We start from the raw sequence: 21,160 nt of genomic DNA on the forward strand, positions 1-21,160 counted from the left end.
TGGCGCCGGGCCGCCGCGACGATCGTGGTGACGACGAGGAGGCGACGGTGGACACGTCGGGCCAGGGGGACTGGAGCGGACCGTTGTACGCGGCGATGCTGCTCGCGACGCTCGTCGCGACCCAGCCTGCGCTCGGCAACCCCCTGCTGTGGCTGCGCAGGCCGCGGGCCGCCGCCGTCGGGCTGTGGCTCGCCGTCGCGGTCCCGTCGCTGGTCGAGCTCGCGTGGCACCCGGTCTACGACGCCCTGTCCCGCCGGCCCGACCTGATCCGGGACGGTCAGCTGTGGCGGTTGCTGACGTCGGTGACCGTCCAGGACGGCGGCCTCTCCGGGACGGTGTCCAACCTCGTGTGGTTCGCCGTGCTCGCGCCGCTCGCCGTGCACCTCTGGGGCCCGAAGCGGGCTCTCGCCCTGTTCGTCGCGGGGGTGGTGGCGTTCAACGCGCTGACGACGTGGGTCTTCCCCTCGCCGGGCGGCGGCAACTCCGCGGCCATGTTCTTCCTGATGGCGACGACCACCGCCCTGCTCGTCGTGCGCCGCCCGCACCCGCTGCCGATCGTGATGGCCGCGCTGGTCGCCGCGATCGGGGTGGTCCTGATCGTCCGCGACGACGCCCACGGGCTGGTGATGCTGGGCGGGCTCGTCGTCGGTGGGGCCGTCGCCGCGCTGTGGCCGCCGCGGCAGGTCCCCGATGCCCGCTCCGTGACCCGGATCGCCCCCGCCCGGACCTGACCCGTGCTCCGGGCGGTGTCACCAGCCGCCCTGCGCGAAGATGCCGACGACGTTGCCCGCCGGGTCGCGCAGCCGCGCGTGGAGCTCCGGCGGCTCACCCCACGGCGGCTCGTCGACGGCGCCGCCCGCGGCGACCGCGGCATCGAGGGTCGCGGCGACGTCGCGGACCAGGACGTTCACCAGGATCCCCGGCGGTCCGGCGGTCCGGCGGGCGGCTGCCCGGCCACCCAGTGCCCGGAGACCTCGCCGCAGCCGTCGTCGAAGGCGGTCCGGCCGTCGTCCTTGCGGGCCACGCGCCAGCCGAGCACCTCGGCGTAGAACCGGGCGGCGCGCTCGATGTCGGGGACCGTGATCAGCAGGTACGCGAGCTTGCCCGCGGCGAGTGTGGGTGGCACGGTCGGGCCCCTCTCATCGGATATGGTCACACCATAGTGAACTCATCGGAACCGACCAGGCGCTATCGCTCGACGGTCCGGCGCGAGCGGGCGCGACACACCCGCGCGGCCGTGCTCGACGCCGCCCGCGAAGAGTTCCTCACCACGGGCTACGCCGCGACGAGCATGCGGGCCGTCGCCGCGCGGGCCGGCGTGTCGGTACCGACCGTCGAGCAGCTCTTCGGCACCAAACGCGCACTCCTCGCAGCCGTCGTCGACGCCACGACCGCGGGCGACGACGAGCCCGTCGCGATGCTCGACCGCCCCGCCGCCCGGGCCGCCGCCCGGCGAGACGACGTGACCGCGTTCCTCACCGCCGTCGCCGACCTGGTCGCGACGGTCGCCACCCGCGTCAGCGGGGTGCACGCCGTCGTCGACGCGGCCGCGGCGGGCGACCCCGCGATCGCCGAGCTGGCCCGCGAGATCGACCGGCGCCGCCGCACGATCGCCGCCTGGGTCGTCGACGGGACGGCCGCCCGGGCGCCCCTGCGCCTCGACCGGGACGAGGCCGTCCGGACCGCGGCGGTCCTGCTCGACCCCGTCGTGCACCGGCGGCTGGCCTACCCCGACGAACGGTTCGCCGCCTGGCTCGCCGACGCTTTGACCCGGCTGCTCGTCGACACCCCGGACTAGGCGCACCCCGGACCAGCGTCGAGCACGCCCCGCACCGCGGTACCGCCGATCTCCTCGTCGACCTCGACCGCGGCAGCGAACCCGTTGCGCACGAACCACTCCCGCAACGCCGGAGCCTGCCCGACACTCGTCTCCACCAGCAGGACACCGCCCGGGGCCAGCCACCCCCGCGCGCCGGCGACGACCCGGCGTGCGACGTCGAGGCCGTCGCCACCGCCGTCCAGGGCGACCAACGGCTCGTGGAGCCGGGCCTCGGGCGGCATCGCCGCGACGGCGCCGGTCGGGACGTAGGGCGCGTTCGCGACGACGACGTCCACCCGCCCCCGCAGCCGCGCCGGCAGCGCGGCGAAGAGGTCACCGAGGTGCACGCGTCCCGGTGGCAGGTTGCGCCGCGCGCAGGCCACGGCGGCAGCGTCGACATCGGCCGCGTGCACCTCCCCGGCCTTCGACTCGGCGCGGACCGCCATCGCGACGGCCCCGGCGCCACAACACATGTCGACGACGACCGCGCCCTCCCGGGCGGCCGCGACCGCCAGCCCGGCCAGGAAACCCGTCCGCCGGCGCGGCACGAACACCCCCGGTTCGACGACGACCCGCAGTCCGCGGAACTCCGCCCACCCGACGATCTGCTCCAGCGGGTCACCCGCGACCCGGCGCGCGAGCATCCTCGCCAGGGCGTCGGCCGACGCAGCCTCGGCGTGCAGCAGCGCCGCCTCGTCCTCGGCGAACACGCACCCCGCGGCGCGCAGCGTCTCGACGGTGCGGTCGAACGACGCGGGACCGGCCACGGGGTGAGTCTCGCGCCTGCCCCCGGCCCTGGCTGCCCGGCCCCCGGTACCCGGCCCGCGTCCGGGCGTGTCGTCAGCGCAGCGGCAGCGCGCCGGCGACACGCTCGCGGTCGGGAGCCGGCACCGCGCGTGTCATGAGCGCACGGCCATCGCTCTGATCACACGCCGGACGGGCACCGGACCGGCGCCCGACCGGCGCCCGGCCGGGAGCGGGACAATTCCGCCCGTGAGCACGTTGACCGGAGCCATCGCGCTGCCCGACGGCACCCTCGTGCGCGGCCGGGGCCGCAGCCGGCCGCTCCCGGCCGGCCCGGACCCGGAGTTCGGCCTCTACCTCGGCTCCCCGGGGCGCCGGTGGTTCTCCCGCGCACCCGTCGAGCCGCCCGCCTGGCCCTCGGAATGGCTCGACTGGCCGGACTTCCGCACCCCGCGCGACGAGGCCCACGCCGCGGCGCGGATCGTCGCCACCTACGAACGGGCGCGCGACGGGGAACGGGTCGAGGTCGCGTGCCACGGCGGCACGGGACGCACCGGAACCGTCATGGCGTGCATGGCGATCCTCGCCGGGCACCCCGCCGACGACGCGCTCGCCTGGGTGCGCGCCCACTACCGGCCGCGTGCGGTCGAGACGCCCGGTCAGAAGCGTTGGATCCGCACGTTCCCGACGCTGATCGCCTGACGGGGCTCAGAGCGGCTGCTCGTCGTCCTCGCTGAGCCCGGCGGCGGCCAGGGCGGCGTCGAGGCCGTCGTCGTGGCGGACGATCCGGCTGATCCGGCCGTCACGCCCGGTGAACTCGGTGGCGACGCTGCGGGTGTTGTCGTCGTCGATCCAGCGCGCGTCCTGCAACGCGACGCCGACGTCGCCGCGGGAGAACCAGCGCACCGTCGTCAGCGTGATGCCCGACCCCGACACCCACCGGCGCAGGACGTCGACGCCTTGTGCGACGCCGCGCGGGCCTCCGACCTCGATGTCGTCGGTGGCCAGCGCGGCGGCCGCGTCGACGTCGACCGCGTTGACCGCGGTCTCGAAGGCGCGCACGAGATCGGGGGTCATACCCCCGATCCTGCCGCGCCCGCGACGGTCTGGCAGCCCCCTATTCGGCTCCGGTGACCGCGACGAGCCCGGCGGCCCGGATTCCGGCCAGGGCGGCGGCCTCGTCGTTGAGCGAGGCGTCGCCGGTGACGCCGACGGCGCCGAGCAGGTTCCCGTCGCCGTCACGGACGAAGACGCCGCCGGGGACGGACAGGATGCGCCCGCCCGCGAGGGCGGCGACGGAGGTGAAGAACTCGGGGGAGTCGGCGGCGCGGGCGGCGATGGCGCGGTTGGTCATGCCGAGCGCGAGCACGCCGTAGGCCTTGGCGACGGCGAGGTCGGGGCGCAGGTTGCCGGAGTTGTCCTGGCGCGCGAGCGCGACGATGGCGCCGCCCGGGTCGAGGACCGCCACGGTGAGCGGGTTGAAGCCCTGCTCGGTGCCGTGGGCGAGAGCGGCGGTGACGACGGTCTGGGCCTGCGCGAGAGTGATGCTCACGCAGGGAGCCTGCCATGCCGCGGTCGGTCCGGCAGCGTGCTGCGCAGGGTCACGTCCCGTACTCGCGCACCACGTCCGCGATACGGACCCGGTAGGCGACGTACCAGTCGACGCGGCCGCGACGCTGCGCCTCGACGTGCTCGGCGACCTGTTTCCACGCTCGTGCCGACTCCTCGTCCTGCCAGTACGAGACGGTGATGCCGACTCCCTCGCGTGCCGACTCGACACCCAAGTAGCCGGGCTGGCGGGCGGCGAGCGCGTCCATGTCGGCGGCGGCCGCCGCGTACCCGTCGTCGTCCCCGGCGGTGCGCAGCGACGTGAAGATCACCGCGACGTAGGGCGGGGTGGGGGTGGCGGCGATCCCGTCAGGTGTCACCGGTACACGATGGCGTGCCCCCGCTACGCCGCCGGCTCCGGGTGCAGTGCGCGACGCTGCCGGACCGCCAGGCGCGCCTCCTCGGCGGCCAGGTCGGCGTTGACCATCGCGCCGGCCTTCGCCCCCGCGGCGGCCGAGGCTCCGACCTGGGCGAACGGGTCGGTCAGGTTGCCTGCTGCCCAGACGCCGGGAGCGGCGGTGACGCCCATGGCGTCGGCGGCGACGGCGGTACCCATGTCGTTGGGCAGGTCGTGGGTCTCCAGGCCGAGGTCGGCGAGCAGGTCGGGGCGGGCGACGGGCCGCGACCCGACGACGACGGCCTCCGCCGCGACGACCTCACCGGACTCGAGCACCAGCCCGGTGATCGCGTCGTCCTCGACGACGACGCGCGTGACCTCGCCGGTCACGACGCGGACGTCGATCGCGGCGAGCTCCTCGGCCTGCTCGTCGGACAGCGCGCGCTGCCGGTGCAGCAGCAGGGTGACGTCGGCGGAGAGCTGGTGGAACAGCAGGGCCTGGTGTACCGCCATCGGCCCGGTGGCGAGGACGGCGATCTTCTTGTCGCGCACCTCCCAGCCGTGGCAGTACGGGCAGTGCAGGACGTCGCGGCCCCAGCGGGCGGCGAGTCCGTCGACGGCGGGCAGCTGGTCGACGACGCCGGTGGCGAGCACGATCCGGCGGGCGTGGACGGTGCCGCCGTCGTCGAGGGTGAGGGTGAAGCCGTCGTCGTCGCGGGCGGCGGTCCGCGCTCGCCCCGGGCGGACGACGCCGCCGTACGCCGAGACCTCGGCCCGCCCGCGTCGCAGCAGCTCGCCGGGTGGGGTGCCGTCGTGACCGAGCAGGCCGTGCACGCCCGCGGCGGGGGCGTTGCGCGGCTCGCCCGCGTCGAGGACCAGCACCGAGCGCCGGGACCGGCCGAGCATCAGGGCCGCCGACAGCCCCGCGGCGCCGCCGCCGACCACCACCACGTCGAAGTTCTCCGTCTGCGTCATGCCGACCACGGTGCACCGCGACCGTGCCGTTGCGCCAACGTCGTTGCCGGAGTAGCAAGGATTCATGACGACCGATCCGACGGCGCTCCTCGCGAGGGTCGGGCCACGGCTCGCGGAGCTGCGTCGCGAACGCGACCTCACCCTCGCCGCGCTGTCGCGCACCACCGGCATCTCGACGAGCACCCTGTCGCGCCTGGAGTCCGGGCAGCGCAAGGCGACGCTGGAGCTGCTGCTGCCCATCGCCCGTGCCCACGGTGTCGGCCTCGACGATCTCGTCGGTGCCGAACCCGCGGTCCCCGATCCGCGGGTGCGGGGCCTCGAACCCGTCAGGATGGGTCGGGCCGCGGCCTACCCGCTCACCCGCGGCCCGGTGCAGCCGCGGCCCTACCGGCTCGTCTACCCGCCCGGTCTCGAGTGCGGCGAGCTGCGCACCCACGAGGGTTTCGAGTGGGTCTACGTCATCAGCGGACAGCTCACGCTCCTGTTGGGTGACAAGGAGATCGTGCTCGGCACGGGCGAGGCCGCGGAGTTCGACTGCCACGTCCCCCACGGTTTCGCCACCGGCGACCAGCCCGTCGAGGCGCTCAGCCTCTTCGGCAAACAGGGGGAGCGCGCCCACCTGCGGGCGAGCGGGCGCAGGTCCTAGATCTGGCGGCGCCGACCCCGCCGGCGGCGTACCGGATCGGGCCAGGTCACCGTCAGCTCCTCGCCCTCGGCGAGCTGCGCCCACCGGGACTGCATGTCGCGCAACGCCTCCGCGGCCTCCAGCACCCGGGCGGGATCGACCTCGGCGCGCTGCTCGGGCCGCAGGTGCGTGCGCGCCGCAGCCCGGACCTGCTCGGTCGAGGTCAGCTGCCGCCGCGCGACGTGCTCGACCAGGTCGGCCAGCAGCTCGGCCGCCTGCAGTCCGCCGTGGCGCTCCCGCAGCAGCACCGTCGACTTCTCCCCGCCGTGCGGCGGTCGTCGGCCGTCGAGATGGGTCATGCTGCGGAACACCGCTCCCGCTGCGACCGACCCCCAGAACCCGCGCTGCTCACCGACCGCGCGCTCCACGACGAGATGCACCAGGTCGTGCGGCAGCCCGGGCCCGGCGACGCCGCCGTCGACACTCCAGCGCACCCCGTCGGCGCGACGCACGACACTGTGGGTGCGCTGCCCCCGCGGCAGCTTGGTGAATGCGACGTCCACCCGATCATCGTCACAGTGCCGTCGACCGGTTTTCACGGGCGGCGGCGGGCGCCGGGGCCGGGGCGGGCGACGGTGCCGCGGTGAGGGTCGACGTCGTGGCCGGCGGTGCAGCGCAGCGCCACCTGGACGGGCGCGCCGCAGTCCCGGTGCTCGACGACGACCGGCGGCCCGTCGTCGCCGGCGAGGTGGGTGTCGCCCCAGGCCATGAGCGCGAGGACGACCGGCAGCAGGTCGCGACCCGCGGCGGACAGCCGGTACTCGTGACGTTCGCGCCGGCCGGGCTCGCGGTAGGGCTCGCGGTCGACCAGCCCGGCGTCGACGAGGGCCGCCAGCCGCCGGCTGAGGACGGTGCGGGCGACGCCGAGGTGGGCGGCGAGGTCGTCGAAGCGGCGCAGGCCGTTGAACAGGTCGCGCAGCAGCACGAGGGTCCAGGCGTCGCCGACGATCGCGGCCGTCCGCGCGACGGAGCAGCCGGCGGTGTCGAGGTCGGCCCACGGGGTCGTTCCGTCCATCGTCACAGCCTAGCTGAGTTGCTCATCGATACTCAGAGAATCTAGAGTCGCGCCATGTCCGCCCAGCCCGAGGCCCCCGTCCGGTCCCGCACCTACGAGTGGGGCGACCCGAGCGTCAGCGCTGCCGCGGCCCGCGTCGACGACGGGCTCACGTTCCTGCGCCGCATCGCCGCCGGGGAGCTCCCGGCACCACCGATCGTCGACACGCTCGGGATCGCGCTGGTCTCCGTCGAGGAGGGCCGCGTCGAGTTCGGCCTCGAGCCCGCGGAGTTCCACTACAATCCCATCGGCTCGGTCCACGGCGGGGTGTACGCCACGCTGCTCGACTCCGCCGCCGCCTGCGCCGTGCAGTCCCGCCTGCCGGCCGGTGCCTACTACACCAGCCTCGACCTCACGGTGAAGTTCCTGCGCCCCATCACCGACGCGACGGGCCCGGTGCGCTGCGTCGGTGAGGTCCTGCAGCTCGGTGGGCGGACCGCGCTCGCGCAGTCGCGGCTGCTCGACGGCGCCGACCGGCTCCTCGCCCACGCCACCAGCAGCTGCATGATCTTCCGCCCCGCCGCCTCCTGACGGCCCGGCCCGGAACCGCGCGTCGGACTCGGCCGCAACCCCACGGTCGCGATCCGTCGCCGGGACGACACCGATATTGCGCGCGGGTGGGTGCCCGCGCCCGGCGGGGCCACGTGGTGGAGGCAAGCCGACCCGTCCGGCGGCACGACGGAGCCGGGTCGACGCCTAGCGTCGAGGTGGCCGACCTCACGGGTGAGCCGAGGCCGGCACGGACCGGTCCGGCGTGGGGCGGGGCCGGGCGACCCCGGGGAGCGACCATGACCCGACGAGACATCGAGTTCGACGCCGAGGGCGTCACGCTGCGAGGCTGGTTCTACACAGGCGAGGGAGTGTCGGGGCCGGCGCCGACCGTCGTGATGGCGCACGGCTTCTCCGCGGTGAAGGAGATGTACCTCGACTCCTTCGCCGAGGCCTTCGCGGCGGCGGGGCTGAACGCGCTGGTGTTCGACAACCGCAACTTCGGGGCGTCCGACGGCGAGCCACGCCAGGAGATCGACCCCTGGGCGCAGGTACGCGACTACCGCCACGCCATCACCTGGGCGACGACCCTCGACGAGGTCGATCCGACGCGGATCGGGATCTGGGGCAGCAGCTACTCGGGCGGGCACGTGCTGGTGGTCGGCGCGATCGACCGTCGGGTGAAGGCGGTGGTGGCCCAGGTCCCGCTGGTCAGCGGCTCGGCGAACATCGGCGAGCTGGTGCGTGCCGACTTCCGCGCCGGCTTCCGCGAGATGTTCGACGCCGACCGGGCCGCCCGGTTCGCCGGCGACCCGCCCGCCATGGTGCCGGTCGTGGACGCGGACCCGATGGCCCCGTCGGCGCTGCCGACGCCCGACTCGTGGACGTGGTTCACCGAGACGGGCAAGGACCGGGCGCCGTCGTGGCGCAACGAGGTGACGTTGCGGACCGTCGAGATGCTGGGCGAGTACGAGCCGGGCACCTACATCGGCCGGATCAGCCCCACCCCGCTGATGATGGTGGTGGCCCGGGAGGACCACCTGACACCGGCGCACCTCGCGATCGGGGCCTACGAGCACGCCCGGGAGCCGAAGCGGCTGGTGATCGTGCCGGGCGGGCACTTCGACGCCTACGTCGAGGGGTTCGGCGACGCGTCGGCCCCGGCTCGGGACTGGTTCGTGGAGCACCTGGGCGGCTGACGGCCTCCCCGGGTCCACGCAGTGCTGACGACCGCTCGACGGACCACCCTTCGCCGAGCGTGTCGTGAGCGTCTCCGGACCGCGCTGACGCCCCGCTCGGCGAGCTGCCCACGGTCGAGCGTGTCGTGAGTGTCTCCGGGCCGCGCTGAGGACCCGCTCGGCGAGCCGCTGCCGGCTGTGTGCGCTGCGCGCCCGATGACGGGATCGCGGCCGGCCGTGTGACCAGCGCGCCCCGTGTGCGCTGGTCACACGCTCGGCGGGGGCGGCGTCGGCCGCGTCAGCCGATGCCGACCTCCCGGCACCGCGGCCCGGGCACGGGGTGCACGGTCTGCAGGCCGCAGAGCCCGTCGCCGGTGGGGGCCTGGCAGGTCCAGACGCGGTGACCGCGGCAGGGGCACGGGATCCAGCCGACGAGGACGCGGCGCGGGCCGAAGGTGTGGCCCTCGGGGCAGCGGACCGGGCCGATGGGCTGCCAGCGGCCGTCGGCACGCCGGACGAGGGTGCCGATGCGCTCGACGCGTTCGAGGTCGATCCGCTGCCACCAGACGGCGAGGTAGGCGGAGCTGCGGTCGCCGGGCTCGTCCCCGGTGCCGTCCCACGGGTGTGCCTCGTCGACCCAGGTGCGGGCCTCGTCGTGGATGTCGGCGACGAGGTCGGGGCCGCCGAAGTCGTGCGCGTCGCGGAGCAGTTCGTCGTGTGGTGCACAGGTCACCACCAACCTTGGACCTGGCACCGGCGAGCGGTCAACGCGGCTATCGGGATGGTTCGCGCTGGGGTGTGTCCCGATCCACAGGATGTGACCAACCTGTGGATCGGCAGGGGTCGTGTGGGTGAATTACAGAGTTGTCACCTACCGTGATCGATCCCCATCTGTGGACAGATCATGATCGAAGTGAGCAGGTCACTGCACTGAGTGAGGACACGGGCCGGACACCGACGGTGACGGTCAGGACACGGACACGGCCTGCAGCGCCGCGACGACGGCCTCACGGCCGAGCGCGACGGCCTCCTCGATACGGGGGACGTCGACGGTGAGCCCGCGGATGCCGGCGGACCGGGCGGGGCTGATCGCCGTCAGGTGGGCGGCACCGCGGTCCGGGTGGGCGACGTCGGAGAGCAGGTCGAGGCCGGCGGCGTGCCGGCGCACGTCCTGGGTCATCGCGCCGAGGCCGGGGACGACGGCGTCGATGCCCCGCGCCCACATCGGCGGACGGGTGCCCGGGTCGGAGCGGCGCAGTTCGGCGACGGTGCGGGTGAGCAGGGCGAGGACGTGGGTGGCGCCGTCGCTCAGTGCACGGGCGACGGGCATGGGGTCGCTGACCGAGCCGTCGAGGTAGCGACGGCCACCGACGAGGACGGGCGGCCCGGCCAGCCACGGGATCGACGCGGTGGCCCGCATGACGCGCTTCCACGTGTCGCGGTCGGGCAGCCGCTCCAGCACGTGCGGGGTCATGTCGGCGGCGTCGGTGACGACGACCCGCAGCGGGATCGGGCTGTCGCGCAGCGCGTCCCAGTCCGTGGGTTTCACGTGGACGAGGATGTGGTCGATCAGGTGGTCCAGCGACACCATGGGCTTGCGGGTGCCGAGCCTGCGGGGGTCGATGAACTCCTTGCACGCCATGTCGTCGGGGAAGATCCGCGACGCGTCGTAGCCGTGGCCCAGCACGAGCGCGGTGCCGACGAACGCGCCCGCCGACACCCCGTAGACGACGTCGAAGGCGTCGGCGAGCCCGGCGGTCTCCAGGGCGTGCACCATCCCGCCCGCGTAGGCGCCGCGCATCCCGCCACCACCGACGACGAGCGCGATCCGGTGGCCGTCGGTGCGGGCGCCGGGCAGGCTGCCCTCGCGGCGGCGGCGCAGCAGGGCGCGGACGACCTCGCCGTCGCCGGAGGGCCCTGCCGCCGGGGGAGACGCGGACGACATCCCCCGATTGTGACTCCTGCGCGGCGGCCTGCCGAGATCCACCGCACGACGTCACGCCGGTGACGGGCCGGGGCGAGCATGCTGGCGCCATGGCGGTGGCGTGGTTGTGGCTGCTCGGCGCGATCGTGACGGAGATCGTCGCCACGACGAGCCTGAAGCTCTCGGACGGCTTCACGAGGCTGGTCCCGTCGATCGTCGTGGTCGTCGGGTACGTGGCGGCGTTCGCCCTGCTGTCGCAGGCGCTGAAGGCGTTCGAGGTGGGGACGGCGTACGCGCTGTGGTCGGGGATCGGGACGGCCGCGGTCGTGCTAGTCGGGGTCGTGTTCCTGGGGGAGGGGATGAGTGTGGCGAAGGCCGGCGGGGTGGTGCTGATCATCGGGGGCGTGGTGCTGCTGAACCTGGCGGGAGCGCACTGAGTTCGGCACCGGACCCGAACGGACAGAAGGAGACCCGCCCGTGATCACGCGTGGGTAGGGTCGGCGCCGTGGGTGTGCTCGATGTGGACGTGGACCCGGCAGAGGTCGGCTTCGACGCCGGCCGGCTCGCGCGGATCGACGCGCACTTCCGCCGCTACGTCGACGACGGGCGGTTGCCGGGCTGGTCGATCGCCGTCGCCCGCCGTGGCCGGGTGGCGCACGTGGCGCACTACGGCGACCGTGACGTCGAGGCCGGGCTGCCCGTCGAGCCGGACACGGTGTGGCGCATCTTCTCGATGACCAAGCCGATCACCTCGGTCGCCGCACTGATGCTCTACGAGGAGGGCGCCCTCGCCCTGACCGACCCGGTGTCGCGGTTCATCCCGTCGTTCGCCGAGCAGCGGGTGTACCGGTCGGGGTCGGCGCTCGCCCCCGCGACCGACCCGGTCACCGAGCCGATGCGGGTGTGGCACCTGCTCACCCACACCTCGGGCCTGACCTACGGCTTCCACCACGCGCACCCGGTCGACGAGATGTACCGGCTGCGTGGCCACGAGCTCACCACGCCCGCGGGGATGGACCTGGCCACGGCGTGCGACCAGTTCGCGGCGCTGCCGCTGCTGTTCCAGCCCGGCACGGAGTGGAACTACAGCGTGTCGACCGACGTGCTGGGCCGGGTCGTCGAGGTCGCGTCGGGCATGTCGCTCGACCGGTTCTTCGCCGAGCGCATCCTGGGCCCGCTCGGGATGACCGACACCGCGTTCCAGGTCGCCGACGGCGCCGTCGACCGGCTGGCCACGCTGTACGCGGCCCGGCCCGGCGGCGGGCTCGTCGCCAGCCCGCTGGGCGCGCTGATCACCGAGCCGCCGACGCTGCTGGCCGGGGGCGGGGGCCTGGCCTCGACGCTGCACGACTACCACCGCTTCACCCAGATGCTCGCGGGCGGCGGCGCCCTCGACGGTGTCCGGCTGCTGGGCAACCGCACGCTGGCCTTCGCCACCCGCAACCACCTGCCCGGCGGCGTCGACCTGGAGACGATCGGGCGGCCGATCTTCGCGGAGTCGACGTACGCGGGCGTCGGCTTCGGGCTGGGCTTCTCCGTCGTCATCGACCCGACGGTGGGCGAGCAGCTCACCAGTGTCGGCGAGTTCGCGTGGGGTGGCCTGGCCAGCACCGCGTTCTACGTCGACCCCGTCGAGGACGTCACCGCGGTGCTGATGACGCAGCTGATGCCGTCGAGCACCTACCCGCTGCGCCCGCAGCTGCGCGCGCTCGTGATGCAGGCCCTGGTCGACTGAGCCCGGAAGGACAACAGCATGAGTAATGCACTGGCCATGACGATCCGGGTGATCGTCGTCGCGGTAGCCCTGTGGGTGGCGACGCTGATCCTCGGCGGGATCCGCGTCGGTACCGAGGTGAACCCGGCCTCGACGACGGCGTCGACGATCGGCACGCTGATCGTCGTCGCGATCATCTTCGGCATCGTGAACGCGGTGCTCAAGCCGATCATCAAGGTGGTCGGCTGCCCGCTCTACATCCTGACGCTGGGCCTGATCAGCCTGGTCGTGAACGCGCTGCTGCTGTGGCTGGCCGGCTGGATCGCCGGGAAGCTGGGCCTGCCGTTCGCGGTCGACGGCTTCTGGGCGGCGTTCTGGGGCGCGATCATCGTCGGGGTCGTGTCGTTCCTGCTGCACGTGCTGATCCCGGACAAGCTCGACCAGCGCTGACGTCCGCCCGGGGCGGGGCCGCATCGGCCCCGCCCCGAGGTGTGTCAGACGGGCCAGGTCTCGCGGCGCCAGGCGCCGTCCCAGAACATCCACTCGTAGCGCGTCGTCGCCTGGAAGTGGCGGCGCATGCGCTCGATCTCGGCGGGGCCCGCGGTCTCGCCGATCCGGTCGGTGACGGCGAGGACGGTGTCGACGACCGTCTGGAAGTCCTCGTCGCCGTACATCGCGATCCAGCGCGCGTAGAGCGGGTCCGGGGAGCTGCGCGGGTAGAGCTCGGCGCCGACCTTGGCGTAGATCCAGTAGCAGGGCAGCACGGTGGCGACGGCCTCGGCGTAGGACCCGCCGTGCGCGACGGCCAGCAGGTAGCTCAGGTAGGCCTGCGTGGTGGGGGCGATCGGCTCCTTCGCGGCCGCCTCGGGTGTGGTGCCCAGGGCGTCGACGAGTGCGGCGTGCATGCCCTGCTCGGCGGCGACGGCGCTGGTGGCGCTCGTCGCGAACATGACGGTCTCGTCGTCGGTGGGGGCCTTGGCGGCGCACGCGGCGAGCGCCTTGGAGTAGCCGCGCAGGTAGTGGGAGTCCTGCACGATGTAGTGCCGGAACGACTCGTGCGGCAGCGATCCGTCGGTCAGGCCGGTCACGAAGGGGTGTGCGAGGACCTTGGCGTAGACGTCCTCGACGTCGGACCACAGCAGTTCGGTGAGGCTCACGCGGACGAATCTAGGTGATCATCAGCGCAGGTCGTGGCGGTGCGGACGCGTTCCGTGCGCACAGTGTGAGATACTCGTCACTCCATGGGGTCGGTCATGCCACGTCATGGCAGGGGTGGGCGACCATTGCCCCACAGGGTGCGTTTCAGCGTCGAGGCGCTCGTCCGTACGTGTCACGTCGACGGCGAGGAGAGCGAGTGAGCCCGATGGACCACCACGAGAAGATGCGGCTTCGTGCAGCGGCCTTCCGTGCGACCCGGCTGTACCCGGGTCCGGTCGGTGAGATGATCTCCAAGGAGCTTCTCACCTGGGAGGAGTTCGGCTACCGGCTCGGCGGTGCCCAGCTGGTCATGCGGCTGGTCGACCACGTGCTGAAGGCGCCGCTGGCCACGCCGGGCGAGGCCGCGGCCTGACCGCCGACCCGATCGGGGTCGACGGAGCGATCGGAGAGCTGCGGCCGTCCGATCGGGCAGGGCCGGGTCGTCACGGGGCGCCGAGTGTCATGCCCGCGTTCGCGGAGTCGCCGGCCGGCGCGGCGTTGTCGGTCGAGACCCCGATGGCCGTCGACACGACGACGATCGCCGCGAACGAGACCACGGTCCCGAACCGGCCGACGACGTCCACGATGGTCCCGACCCGGCTCCGGGCCCGGGCGGCCCCGACCGCCCGGGTCTCCACGACGCCGCTCCCCAGTGACGTCGCGGCCGACGGAGCCGGCCGGGTCCGCGCGTCCGCCACGAGGCGGGCCGGCGGAACGATCCGCTGGGTGGGCACGTCCACGAACGGGCGCGGCGCAGGCACCGGGCGAACCGGGGGCTGAGCGACCGGCGTCGTCATGGCGGACCACCTCTCTGGGGGGAGCGCGGCCACCACGAGGCGGCCGCCTGTGCGGGTCCCGTGTGACGCCCCGGGTGTCCGTACGTGAACCTTGTCGCCGGCGCGAGGACGGCCGTTAGCGCTGATCACACTATCGGGGTCTTTGGTCCCGGAAAGGATCGACCCACCACCCGTGTGGGTGTCAACCCGCGGCGAGCCGCTCCCGCAGCGCCCGCTTGAGCACCTTGCCCGCGGCCGAGACCGGGATCTCGTCGACGAGCACGATCTCGCGCAGCCGCTTGTACGGCGTGACCTGCGCGTTCACCCGCTCGACGAGCTCCTGCGCGGCGCCGGCGTCGAGACCCGGTGCGACGACGAACGCCACCGGCAGCTCGCCGACATCGGTCTGCGGGCGCCCGACCACCGCGGCGCCGGTCACTCCCGGTTGCGCGTGGAGCAGCTCCTCGAGCTCACGGGGATACACGTTGTACCCCTTGTAGATGAGCATGTCCTTCTGCCGGTCGACGATGCGCAGGTAACCGTCGTCGTCGAGGACCCCGACGTCGCCGGTGTGCAGCCAGCCGCCGGCGAGGGCCGCCGCGGTCTCGTCGGGCCGGTTGCGGTAGCCGCGCATCACCTGCGGGCCGCGGATACAGACCTCACCCTCCGTGCCGACGGGCAGCTCCTCGCCGTCGACGCCGAGGATCGCGATCTCGGTGTCGGGCACCGGCGGGCCCACCGTCCCCGGCTTGCGGACCGCCGAGCGCGCCGACGGCCCGATCGTCGCGCCCATCGTCACCTCGGTGAGCCCGTAGCCCTCCGCGATGACGACGTCGTCGCCGAAGCGGGCGCGCAACCCGCCGATCACCTCGACCGGCAGCGGCGCGGCGCCGGAGCTGAGGCCGCGGACCGAGGAGAGGTCGCGCGTTGCCAGGTCGGGGTGGCGCAGCAGCGCGGCATAGAGGGGCGGGGCACCCGAGAGCGTGGTGGCCCGGAAGCGTTCGACGTCGGCGAGGTAGCCGGCGGGTTCGAACCGTTCGTGCAGCACCATCGTCGTCCCCGACAGGACCGGGACGTTCAGCCCGCCGATGGTGCCCATCGCGTGGAACCACGGCGCCAGGCAGATCGAGACCCCGGTGCCGAGCCGCGTCGGGTGCTCCTCGGGCGGGCTGGTCTGCTCGATCCACAGCCCGCCGTCGTCGTCGACGCGGCTGACCGCGCCGGCGCCGCCGCACGCGTACTGCAGGACGTTCGCGACGACGTTGCGATGCGTGAGCTGCACCGCCTTCGACCGGCCCGTCGTGCCGCCGGTGTAGGCCAGGTGCGCGAGGTCGGCGGCGGGCACGACGCCGGGCTCGGGCGGGGTGGTCGCGGCGCCGGCGTGGAAGTCCTCGAAGTCGGCCGTGCCGGCGGGCAGCGACGAGCGGTGCGCGGGATCGATGCCCTGGTCCCGGTCGGTGACCAGCACCAGACCCACCGACGTCCGGTCCCGCACCCCGAGCAGGGCGGGCGCGACCGGCCCCCACGTCACCGCGGCCCGGGCGCCGGAGTCGGCGAGCTGGGCGGCGAGGTCGTCGGGCGGCAGCAGCGGGTTCGCGGGGGTGAACGTCGCGCCCGCCAGCAGGGTCCCGAAGTAGGCGACCGCGTACTGCGGGCAGTTGGGCAGGTGGATCGCGACGGCGTCACCCCGGCCGATCCCGTCGGCGCGCAGCGCCTGCGCGAACGCACACGCCCGCGCGTGGAGCTGCGCGAACGTCAGCTCCCGGCCCTGGTGGTGGACCGCGACGCGGTCGCCGAACCGGCGTGCCGATCCGGCGAGGACCGCGCCGACCGCGACGTCCGGGTAGTCCAGGCGCACCTGCGACCGGGCTGTCACCGGGTGCCGCCCGGGGTGAACGCGACCGGCAGGTGCTTGACGCCGTTGATGAACATCGACCGCAGCCGGTGCGGCGGCGCGGTCGCGTGGATGTCGGGCACCCGCGTCAGCAGCTCGCGGAACATCACCGACATCTCGCGGCGGGCGAGGTGCGCGCCGAGGCAGAAGTGCGGGCCGGGCCCGCCGAAACCGACGTGGTGGTTGGGGGTGCGCAGCACGTCGAACCGGTCGGGGTCGGGGAGGTGCGCCGGGTCCCGGTTCGCGGCCCAGTAGAAGAGGGCGAGCTTGTCGCCGGCGCGCAGCGGCGTCCCGCCCAGCTCCGTGTCCTGTGTGCACGTGCGCCGCATGAAGATCACCGGGGACGCGACGCGCACGATCTCGTCGATCGCGGTCGGGGTGACGCCGTCGACGTCGGCGAGCCACAGCGCCCGCTGGTCGGGGTTCTCGGTGAGCAGCTGCAGGCCCCACGAGATCGCGTTGCGGGTCGTCTCGTTGCCGGCGACGACGAGCAGGATGAAGAAGCTGGCGAGCTCGTCGGGGGTGAGCCGCTCGCCGTCGATCTCCGCGTTGACCAGCGCGGACGTGACGTCGTCTGTCGGGTTCCTCGCCCGCTCCTCGCCGAGCTCGCGCATCAGCTGGGCGAGCCCGCCCGCCGCGGTGAGGATCGCGGTGACGACGTCGGTCCCCTCGGGCACGTACTCGGGGTCGCCCGCGCCGAGCACGACGTTGGAGGCGTCGAACACGAAGTCGTACTGGCTCTGCGGCACTCCCATCAGGTCGCAGACGATCTTCATGGGCAGCCGCGCGGCGATCTCGGTGACCGCGTCGCACTCGCCGCGGTCGATGACGTCGTCGACGATCCTCCTGGCCGTCACGGCCACGTCGTCGGTGAGCTGCGCGAGCCGGCGCGGGGTGAAGCCGCGGGACACGATGCGGCGCATCCGCGCGTGCCGCGGATCGTCCATGCCGATCATCGAGCCGAAGAACTCGACGAACTCCGCCGGCATGTCGGGGATCGACGTCGAGCCCTTGCCCGAGCAGAAGACGTGCGGGTTGCGGCTGGCCTCGTGGACGTCGTCGAGCCGGGTGACGGCGTAGAAGCCGCCGTCGGGGTCGCGCCACGGCGACTCCGGCTCGGGATGGAAGGAGACCGGGTCGCGTTCGCGCAGGGCGGCGAAGCCCGCGGCCCGTTCGGCGATCGGCGCGGCCCAGAACCCGTCGAGGTCGGACAGGTCGAAACCGGTGACATGCGGCGCCATCGCCGTACCCCCGTACTGGTGTGAGCGGTTGCTCACACCATAGTTACCCGCGGGTACGGACGGGAGGTCTCACGACCCGGTCGTGTCGAGCAGGCCGCGCGACCAGGCGAGCGACACCGCCTCGGTCCGGCTCGCGGCGCCCAGTTTGGCCATCACCCTCGACAGGTGGACGCTGACGGTCTTCTCGCTGATGAACAGCTGTGCGCCGACCTGCCGGTTGGTCCTTCCGCCCGCGACCAGCTCCAGGACGGCCCGTTCGCGCGGGGTGAGGACGTCGCGTCCCGGCACCGGGTCGCCGCCGTGGCCGTCGAGGCCGATCCCGGCGCGGTCGGCGAGCTCGCGCACCGCCGCCGCGAGCGGGGCGGCGCCCAGCGCGGTCGCGGTGGCGAGGGAACGGCGCAGCTCGTCGGCGGCGTCGGTGCGGGCCTCGACGGCCACGGTGGCCCGGGCCGGTTCCCCGCGGGCGGACGCGTCCGGCGACGCGCCCAGCAACGCCTCGGCCCTCCTGCGACGTGCCAGCGCCTGCCGGTACGTGTCGCCGTAGCCGAACGCGACGACGACCTCGGCCCACCGGGCGGCTGCGTCGGCGTCGCCCCGCGCACGGGCCAGCTCCGCCTCCATCCGCGCCAGCCACGCCAGCCCCTCCACCCCGAGATGTGCGCCCCGCGGCGTGCCCTTCTCGGCCGCGTCCCGCCCGGCGGCGGCGAGCTCCTCGGCGCCGGCCACGGCCCGGGCACGCTCCATCGCGCCCGTGACGGCGAGATCGGCGTACGCCGCGACCCCGATGGCGCACAACATGATCCCGGCCAGGTGGTGCGGGTCCCACACCAGCAGCCCCTCGCGCGCCGCCGCGACGCGCTCCAGAGCCTGGCGCGGCTCGCCACGCCACAGCGCCGACTCCGCGCCCGCCTGCCCGATCAGCAGGAGCACCTGGTCGTCGGTGGGGCGGCTCGCCGACAGGTCGGTGATCCGGCGTTCCACCGCGTCGAACCGGCCCCGGCCCACGGCGGTGAGCAGCGCCGCCGCGGCCACCCGCACCGCCACCGTCTCCGACACCGCCGCCGCGCCCATCCGCGCCGAGCGCTCCGCGTCGTCCCAGTCGCCCCGCATGTGCGCGGCCAGCACGTGCGCGACCCGCAGCTCCAGGCCGTAGCCGCTCCACGTCGTGCCCGTGGCGACGGCCCGCTCCTCACCCGCGGCGAACTCGGCGACCGCCTCCCCGAGGTGGCCCGCGTCCAGCAGCGAGATGCCGGTGTTGAAGAACGTCCGCAGCTCGACCCCCAGGTTCCCCGACGCGCGCGCGAGCTCCTTGGCCTCGGCCAGCCGGCTGCGGGCCGCCTCGTCACGTCCCAGCGCCTCCTCGCACACCGACAGCGTCACCAGGGCGTCGGCCTGCGCCGCGATGGCGTCGTCGTGCCCCTCCAGGCCGCGCTCGACCACCCCGCGGGCCACCTGCAGCGCCGTGTAGGCCCGGGCGCCGGCCTCAGCGATGTCGTCGAGACGCACCGCCGACCGGGCCGCGACCGCGTGCGCCCACGCCAGGTCGCCCGACGGCGGCGCGTCGGCGTACACGGCCAGCGCCTCGGCGACGACACGGCGCGGCTCGTCGCCCTCGCCCATCTCCAGCAGCCGCAGCGCGTAGCGCACCCGCAGGTCGGCCGCCTGCAGCGGGTCGGCCTCCCGGTCGGCCAACTCCACGGCCCGCGCCGCCAGCGCCACCCCGCGGTCGGGGTCACCCGTCGCGGCGGCCGCCCACGCCGCCCACCGGGTGATCGTGATCTCGGTGACGCCCGTGACCTCCTGCGCGTCGGGCACCGCGGGCCACAGGCTCAGCGCCCGCTCGGCGTGCAGCAGCACCTCGGCCGGACCCCCGCGCCGGTCGGCCTCGTCGGCCGCGCGCACCGACGCCGACAACGCCAGCGGCAGGTCGTGCGCCGCGAGCGCGTGATGGGCGAGCTCGGCGACCGCCCCCGGCTCCTCGCGGTCGCCCGGGCCGTCCGGCGACAGCAGCGCCGCGAACGCCGCGTGCAGCCGGCTGCGCTCCCCGGGCAACAGGTCCTGGTAGACGGCCTCGTGCAGCAGCGCGTGCCGGAAGACGTAGGTGTCGGACGCGGTGACCGCCCGGCCACCCTGCTCCGGCACCAGGATGTGGTGGGCGACGGCCGAGCGCAGGGCCGTCTCCAGCTCGTCGACACCCATGTCGAGCACTGTGGCGAGCCGGTCGTGCCGGACCCGCCTGCCCGCCACCGACGCCGCCCGCAACACCCGGCGCGCGTCGGGGGTGAGCCGGTCGAGCCGGGCCAGCAGCACCTCGGCCAGGCCGTCGGGCACCCCTTCGTCGGAGGCGGAGACGAGCTCCTCGGCGAAGAACGCGTTGCCCTCGCTGCGCCGCGCGATCCGCGCGATCGACTGGTCGGACAGCGTGCCGTCGGCCAGCTCCCGGACCAGCGCCTCCGCGTCGGGCACCGCCAGGGCGCCGAGATCGACGCGGGCCACCGCGGGCAGCCGGACCAGCTCGGCGAGCAGGGGCCGCAGGGGGTGGCGGCGGTGCAGGTCGTCACCGCGGTAGCTGGCCAGCACCAGCAGCCGCTGCGCACCCAGCCGGGAGGCCAGGAACACGAGCAGGTCGCGGCTCGACGTGTCGGCCCAGTGCACGTCCTCCAGCACGAGCAGCACCGGGTCGGCCGCCGAGCGCTGCTCCAGCACCGACAGCACCGCGTCGAACACCCGCAGCTGGCCCAGGTCGCGCTCGCCCGCGCTGACCTCCTCCCGGGGCCGCGACCCCGGCAGCAGCCGGTGCAGCGGCGGGTGGGCGTCGACGAGGTCGGGACGGTCGGCCGCCAGGCTGCGCAGCGCCTCGGTGAACGGCAGGTACGGCAGCGCGGCCTCGCCCGTGTCGAGGCAGCGCCCGGTGAACACGGCGAACCCGCTCGCCTGCGCCCGCGCGACGGTCTCGCCGATCAGCCGCGTCTTCCCGACGCCCGCCTCACCCGCGAGCAGGACGGCACCGGCCGACCCGGCGGCGGCCGCGTCGAGCGCGGCGGACAGCGCGCGCAGCTCCTCGCGGCGGCCGACCAGCGGGATCCCGACGCCCAGCCGCGGCACGTCGCTCATGCTCGCACGCGACTCCGACGTTTCACGTCCCTGTTTCCGGTGCCGCCGCCGGTGCTGCCGTCGGGCGCGGGGGCGGCGGCGTCGGGCACCGGGCCGGCCGCAACCCCACTGTCGTCGCGGCCCGCTGCGGGAGCAGCGAGGTTGCGCGCGGACGGCGGCGCGGCCGACTCCCGGCGCCGCCGGCGCCGGGCCGCCCGGGCGAGGCGGGCGAGGCGGAACTCGTCGGCGTCGGCGAGGAGCCGGTCGCGGTGGACGAACATCTCCGTGTCGAGATGGTGGCTGACGAACATGACTCCACGGTCGTGCTGAGGCCCGTGGCCCGGCATCGGTCGTCGACGCCGTCCCGCCCGGTCCCCGGGCCCTTACCCCGGCCGCGACGTCACCCGGCCGGGGGTAAGGGCCTCAGCCGGC

Annotated in this window: 27 protein-coding genes; 10 read left to right on the top strand and 17 right to left on the bottom strand. The window is 74.5% G+C overall.

The features are described 5' to 3' along the window. Positions 1-47 precede the first annotated feature (47 nt). Positions 48-731 (top strand): hypothetical protein, encoded by a 684-nt coding sequence (locus tag AB7F12_RS05935; RefSeq protein WP_428502883.1) that lies wholly within the window; start codon positions 48-50, stop codon positions 729-731. 18 nt (positions 732-749) lie between these two features. Here AB7F12_RS05935 and AB7F12_RS05940 read toward each other — a convergent pair whose 3' ends face one another. Both AB7F12_RS05940 and AB7F12_RS05945 read right to left on the bottom strand, forming a co-directional pair. Then, a complete protein-coding gene (locus tag AB7F12_RS05940) occupies positions 750-911 on the bottom strand; it encodes a hypothetical protein (RefSeq protein WP_428502882.1) in 162 nt (53 codons plus the stop codon). Continuing rightward, on the bottom strand, positions 908-1,126 hold the full coding sequence (locus AB7F12_RS05945; protein WP_428502881.1) for a VOC family protein: 219 nt from the start codon (positions 1,124-1,126) through the stop codon (positions 908-910). Before AB7F12_RS05945 ends, AB7F12_RS05940 begins: the two co-directional genes overlap by 4 nt. 36 nt (positions 1,127-1,162) lie before the next feature. Between AB7F12_RS05945 and AB7F12_RS05950 the strand changes: the two genes are divergently transcribed. Beyond that, positions 1,163-1,798, top strand: coding sequence for a helix-turn-helix domain-containing protein (locus AB7F12_RS05950; protein ID WP_428516354.1), 636 nt, complete (start codon positions 1,163-1,165; stop codon positions 1,796-1,798). On the opposite strand, the gene AB7F12_RS05955 is transcribed toward AB7F12_RS05950, so the two are convergent. Continuing rightward, entirely contained in the window at positions 1,795-2,586 is a 792-nt protein-coding gene (locus AB7F12_RS05955; protein ID WP_428502412.1) for a putative protein N(5)-glutamine methyltransferase, read from the bottom strand. The genes AB7F12_RS05950 and AB7F12_RS05955 overlap by 4 nt on opposite strands. Positions 2,587-2,812: 226 nt before the next feature. On the opposite strand from AB7F12_RS05955, the gene AB7F12_RS05960 reads away from it, so the two are divergent. After that, positions 2,813-3,265: a protein-tyrosine phosphatase family protein gene (locus AB7F12_RS05960; RefSeq protein WP_428502413.1), complete on the top strand. Its 453-nt coding sequence runs from the start codon at positions 2,813-2,815 to the stop codon at positions 3,263-3,265. Between the two features lie 6 nt (positions 3,266-3,271). On the opposite strand, the gene AB7F12_RS05965 is transcribed toward AB7F12_RS05960, so the two are convergent. The 4 genes from AB7F12_RS05965 to AB7F12_RS05980 are packed head-to-tail and all read right to left on the bottom strand — an operon-like array spanning position 3,272 to position 5,483. Further along, positions 3,272-3,640: a hypothetical protein gene (locus tag AB7F12_RS05965; protein WP_428502414.1), complete on the bottom strand. Its 369-nt coding sequence runs from the start codon at positions 3,638-3,640 to the stop codon at positions 3,272-3,274. Between the two features lie 40 nt (positions 3,641-3,680). Beyond that, a complete protein-coding gene (locus AB7F12_RS05970) occupies positions 3,681-4,115 on the bottom strand; it encodes a GlcG/HbpS family heme-binding protein (RefSeq protein ID WP_428502415.1) in 435 nt (144 codons plus the stop codon). Positions 4,116-4,164: 49 nt separating this feature from the next. After that, the gene (locus AB7F12_RS05975; protein WP_428502416.1) at positions 4,165-4,491 is read right to left on the bottom strand and encodes an antibiotic biosynthesis monooxygenase family protein; all 327 of its coding nucleotides are present in this window, start codon (positions 4,489-4,491) and stop codon (positions 4,165-4,167) included. A 23-nt stretch (positions 4,492-4,514) separates the two neighbouring features. Continuing rightward, positions 4,515-5,483, bottom strand: a complete 969-nt coding sequence (locus tag AB7F12_RS05980) for an NAD(P)/FAD-dependent oxidoreductase (RefSeq protein WP_428502417.1) — start codon at positions 5,481-5,483, stop codon at positions 4,515-4,517. 64 nt (positions 5,484-5,547) lie between these two features. Between AB7F12_RS05980 and AB7F12_RS05985 the strand changes: the two genes are divergently transcribed. After that, positions 5,548-6,129 (top strand): helix-turn-helix domain-containing protein, encoded by a 582-nt coding sequence (locus AB7F12_RS05985; protein ID WP_428502418.1) that lies wholly within the window; start codon positions 5,548-5,550, stop codon positions 6,127-6,129. Here the strand turns inward: AB7F12_RS05985 and AB7F12_RS05990 are convergent. Beyond that, complete coding sequence (locus AB7F12_RS05990; RefSeq protein WP_428502419.1) at positions 6,126-6,671, bottom strand: hypothetical protein; 546 nt, start codon at positions 6,669-6,671, stop codon at positions 6,126-6,128. The genes AB7F12_RS05985 and AB7F12_RS05990 overlap by 4 nt on opposite strands. A gap of 32 nt (positions 6,672-6,703) precedes the next feature. After that, a complete protein-coding gene (locus AB7F12_RS05995; protein WP_428502420.1) occupies positions 6,704-7,183 on the bottom strand; it encodes a winged helix-turn-helix transcriptional regulator in 480 nt (159 codons plus the stop codon). Positions 7,184-7,237: 54 nt separating this feature from the next. Here AB7F12_RS05995 and AB7F12_RS06000 point away from each other — a divergent pair, with 54 nt between their 5' ends. Further along, complete coding sequence (locus AB7F12_RS06000) at positions 7,238-7,753, top strand: PaaI family thioesterase (protein ID WP_428502421.1); 516 nt, start codon at positions 7,238-7,240, stop codon at positions 7,751-7,753. 257 nt (positions 7,754-8,010) lie between these two features. Next, a complete protein-coding gene (locus tag AB7F12_RS06005; protein ID WP_428502422.1) occupies positions 8,011-8,910 on the top strand; it encodes an alpha/beta hydrolase in 900 nt (299 codons plus the stop codon). Between the two features lie 277 nt (positions 8,911-9,187). On the opposite strand, the gene AB7F12_RS06010 is transcribed toward AB7F12_RS06005, so the two are convergent. Together AB7F12_RS06010 and AB7F12_RS06015 are read right to left on the bottom strand one after the other, a co-directional pair. After that, positions 9,188-9,622: a hypothetical protein gene (locus AB7F12_RS06010; RefSeq protein WP_428502423.1), complete on the bottom strand. Its 435-nt coding sequence runs from the start codon at positions 9,620-9,622 to the stop codon at positions 9,188-9,190. Positions 9,623-9,856: 234 nt separating this feature from the next. Next, a complete protein-coding gene (locus AB7F12_RS06015) occupies positions 9,857-10,834 on the bottom strand; it encodes a patatin-like phospholipase family protein (RefSeq protein WP_428502424.1) in 978 nt (325 codons plus the stop codon). A gap of 89 nt (positions 10,835-10,923) precedes the next feature. Here AB7F12_RS06015 and AB7F12_RS06020 point away from each other — a divergent pair, with 89 nt between their 5' ends. The 3 genes from AB7F12_RS06020 to AB7F12_RS06030 all read left to right on the top strand — a co-directional run bounded on the left by AB7F12_RS06020 (position 10,924) and on the right by AB7F12_RS06030 (position 12,977). Next, a complete protein-coding gene (locus AB7F12_RS06020; protein ID WP_428502426.1) occupies positions 10,924-11,250 on the top strand; it encodes a DMT family transporter in 327 nt (108 codons plus the stop codon). A gap of 68 nt (positions 11,251-11,318) precedes the next feature. Continuing rightward, positions 11,319-12,548 carry a serine hydrolase domain-containing protein gene (locus AB7F12_RS06025; protein ID WP_428498811.1) on the top strand — a complete coding sequence of 410 codons (1,230 nt, stop codon included), beginning with the start codon at positions 11,319-11,321 and terminating at the stop codon, positions 12,546-12,548. Positions 12,549-12,566: 18 nt separating this feature from the next. Further along, positions 12,567-12,977, top strand: coding sequence for a phage holin family protein (locus tag AB7F12_RS06030; protein ID WP_428498810.1), 411 nt, complete (start codon positions 12,567-12,569; stop codon positions 12,975-12,977). A 44-nt stretch (positions 12,978-13,021) separates the two neighbouring features. On the opposite strand, the gene tenA is transcribed toward AB7F12_RS06030, so the two are convergent. Continuing rightward, a complete protein-coding gene (gene tenA, locus AB7F12_RS06035; protein ID WP_428498809.1) occupies positions 13,022-13,684 on the bottom strand; it encodes a thiaminase II in 663 nt (220 codons plus the stop codon). Positions 13,685-13,890: 206 nt separating this feature from the next. Here tenA and AB7F12_RS06040 point away from each other — a divergent pair, with 206 nt between their 5' ends. Continuing rightward, positions 13,891-14,097: a hypothetical protein gene (locus tag AB7F12_RS06040; RefSeq protein WP_428498812.1), complete on the top strand. Its 207-nt coding sequence runs from the start codon at positions 13,891-13,893 to the stop codon at positions 14,095-14,097. A gap of 70 nt (positions 14,098-14,167) precedes the next feature. On the opposite strand, the gene AB7F12_RS06045 is transcribed toward AB7F12_RS06040, so the two are convergent. From AB7F12_RS06045 to AB7F12_RS06065, 5 genes are all read right to left on the bottom strand, one after another. After that, entirely contained in the window at positions 14,168-14,362 is a 195-nt protein-coding gene (locus tag AB7F12_RS06045; protein ID WP_428498808.1) for a hypothetical protein, read from the bottom strand. 340 nt (positions 14,363-14,702) lie between these two features. Further along, complete coding sequence (locus AB7F12_RS06050; RefSeq protein WP_428498807.1) at positions 14,703-16,376, bottom strand: class I adenylate-forming enzyme family protein; 1,674 nt, start codon at positions 16,374-16,376, stop codon at positions 14,703-14,705. After that, a complete protein-coding gene (locus AB7F12_RS06055; protein ID WP_428498806.1) occupies positions 16,373-17,635 on the bottom strand; it encodes a cytochrome P450 in 1,263 nt (420 codons plus the stop codon). The genes AB7F12_RS06050 and AB7F12_RS06055 overlap by 4 nt, the downstream gene beginning before the upstream one ends. Before the next feature lie 69 nt (positions 17,636-17,704). Then, positions 17,705-20,749 carry a helix-turn-helix transcriptional regulator gene (locus AB7F12_RS06060; RefSeq protein ID WP_428498805.1) on the bottom strand — a complete coding sequence of 1,015 codons (3,045 nt, stop codon included), beginning with the start codon at positions 20,747-20,749 and terminating at the stop codon, positions 17,705-17,707. After that, positions 20,746-21,039 (bottom strand): hypothetical protein, encoded by a 294-nt coding sequence (locus AB7F12_RS06065; RefSeq protein WP_428498804.1) that lies wholly within the window; start codon positions 21,037-21,039, stop codon positions 20,746-20,748. The genes AB7F12_RS06060 and AB7F12_RS06065 overlap by 4 nt, the downstream gene beginning before the upstream one ends. Positions 21,040-21,160: the final 121 nt, after the last annotated feature.

Origin of the sequence: Pseudonocardia sp. (genome assembly GCF_050250275.1) — a bacterium.
Lineage (GTDB): Bacteria > Actinomycetota > Actinomycetes > Mycobacteriales > Pseudonocardiaceae > Pseudonocardia.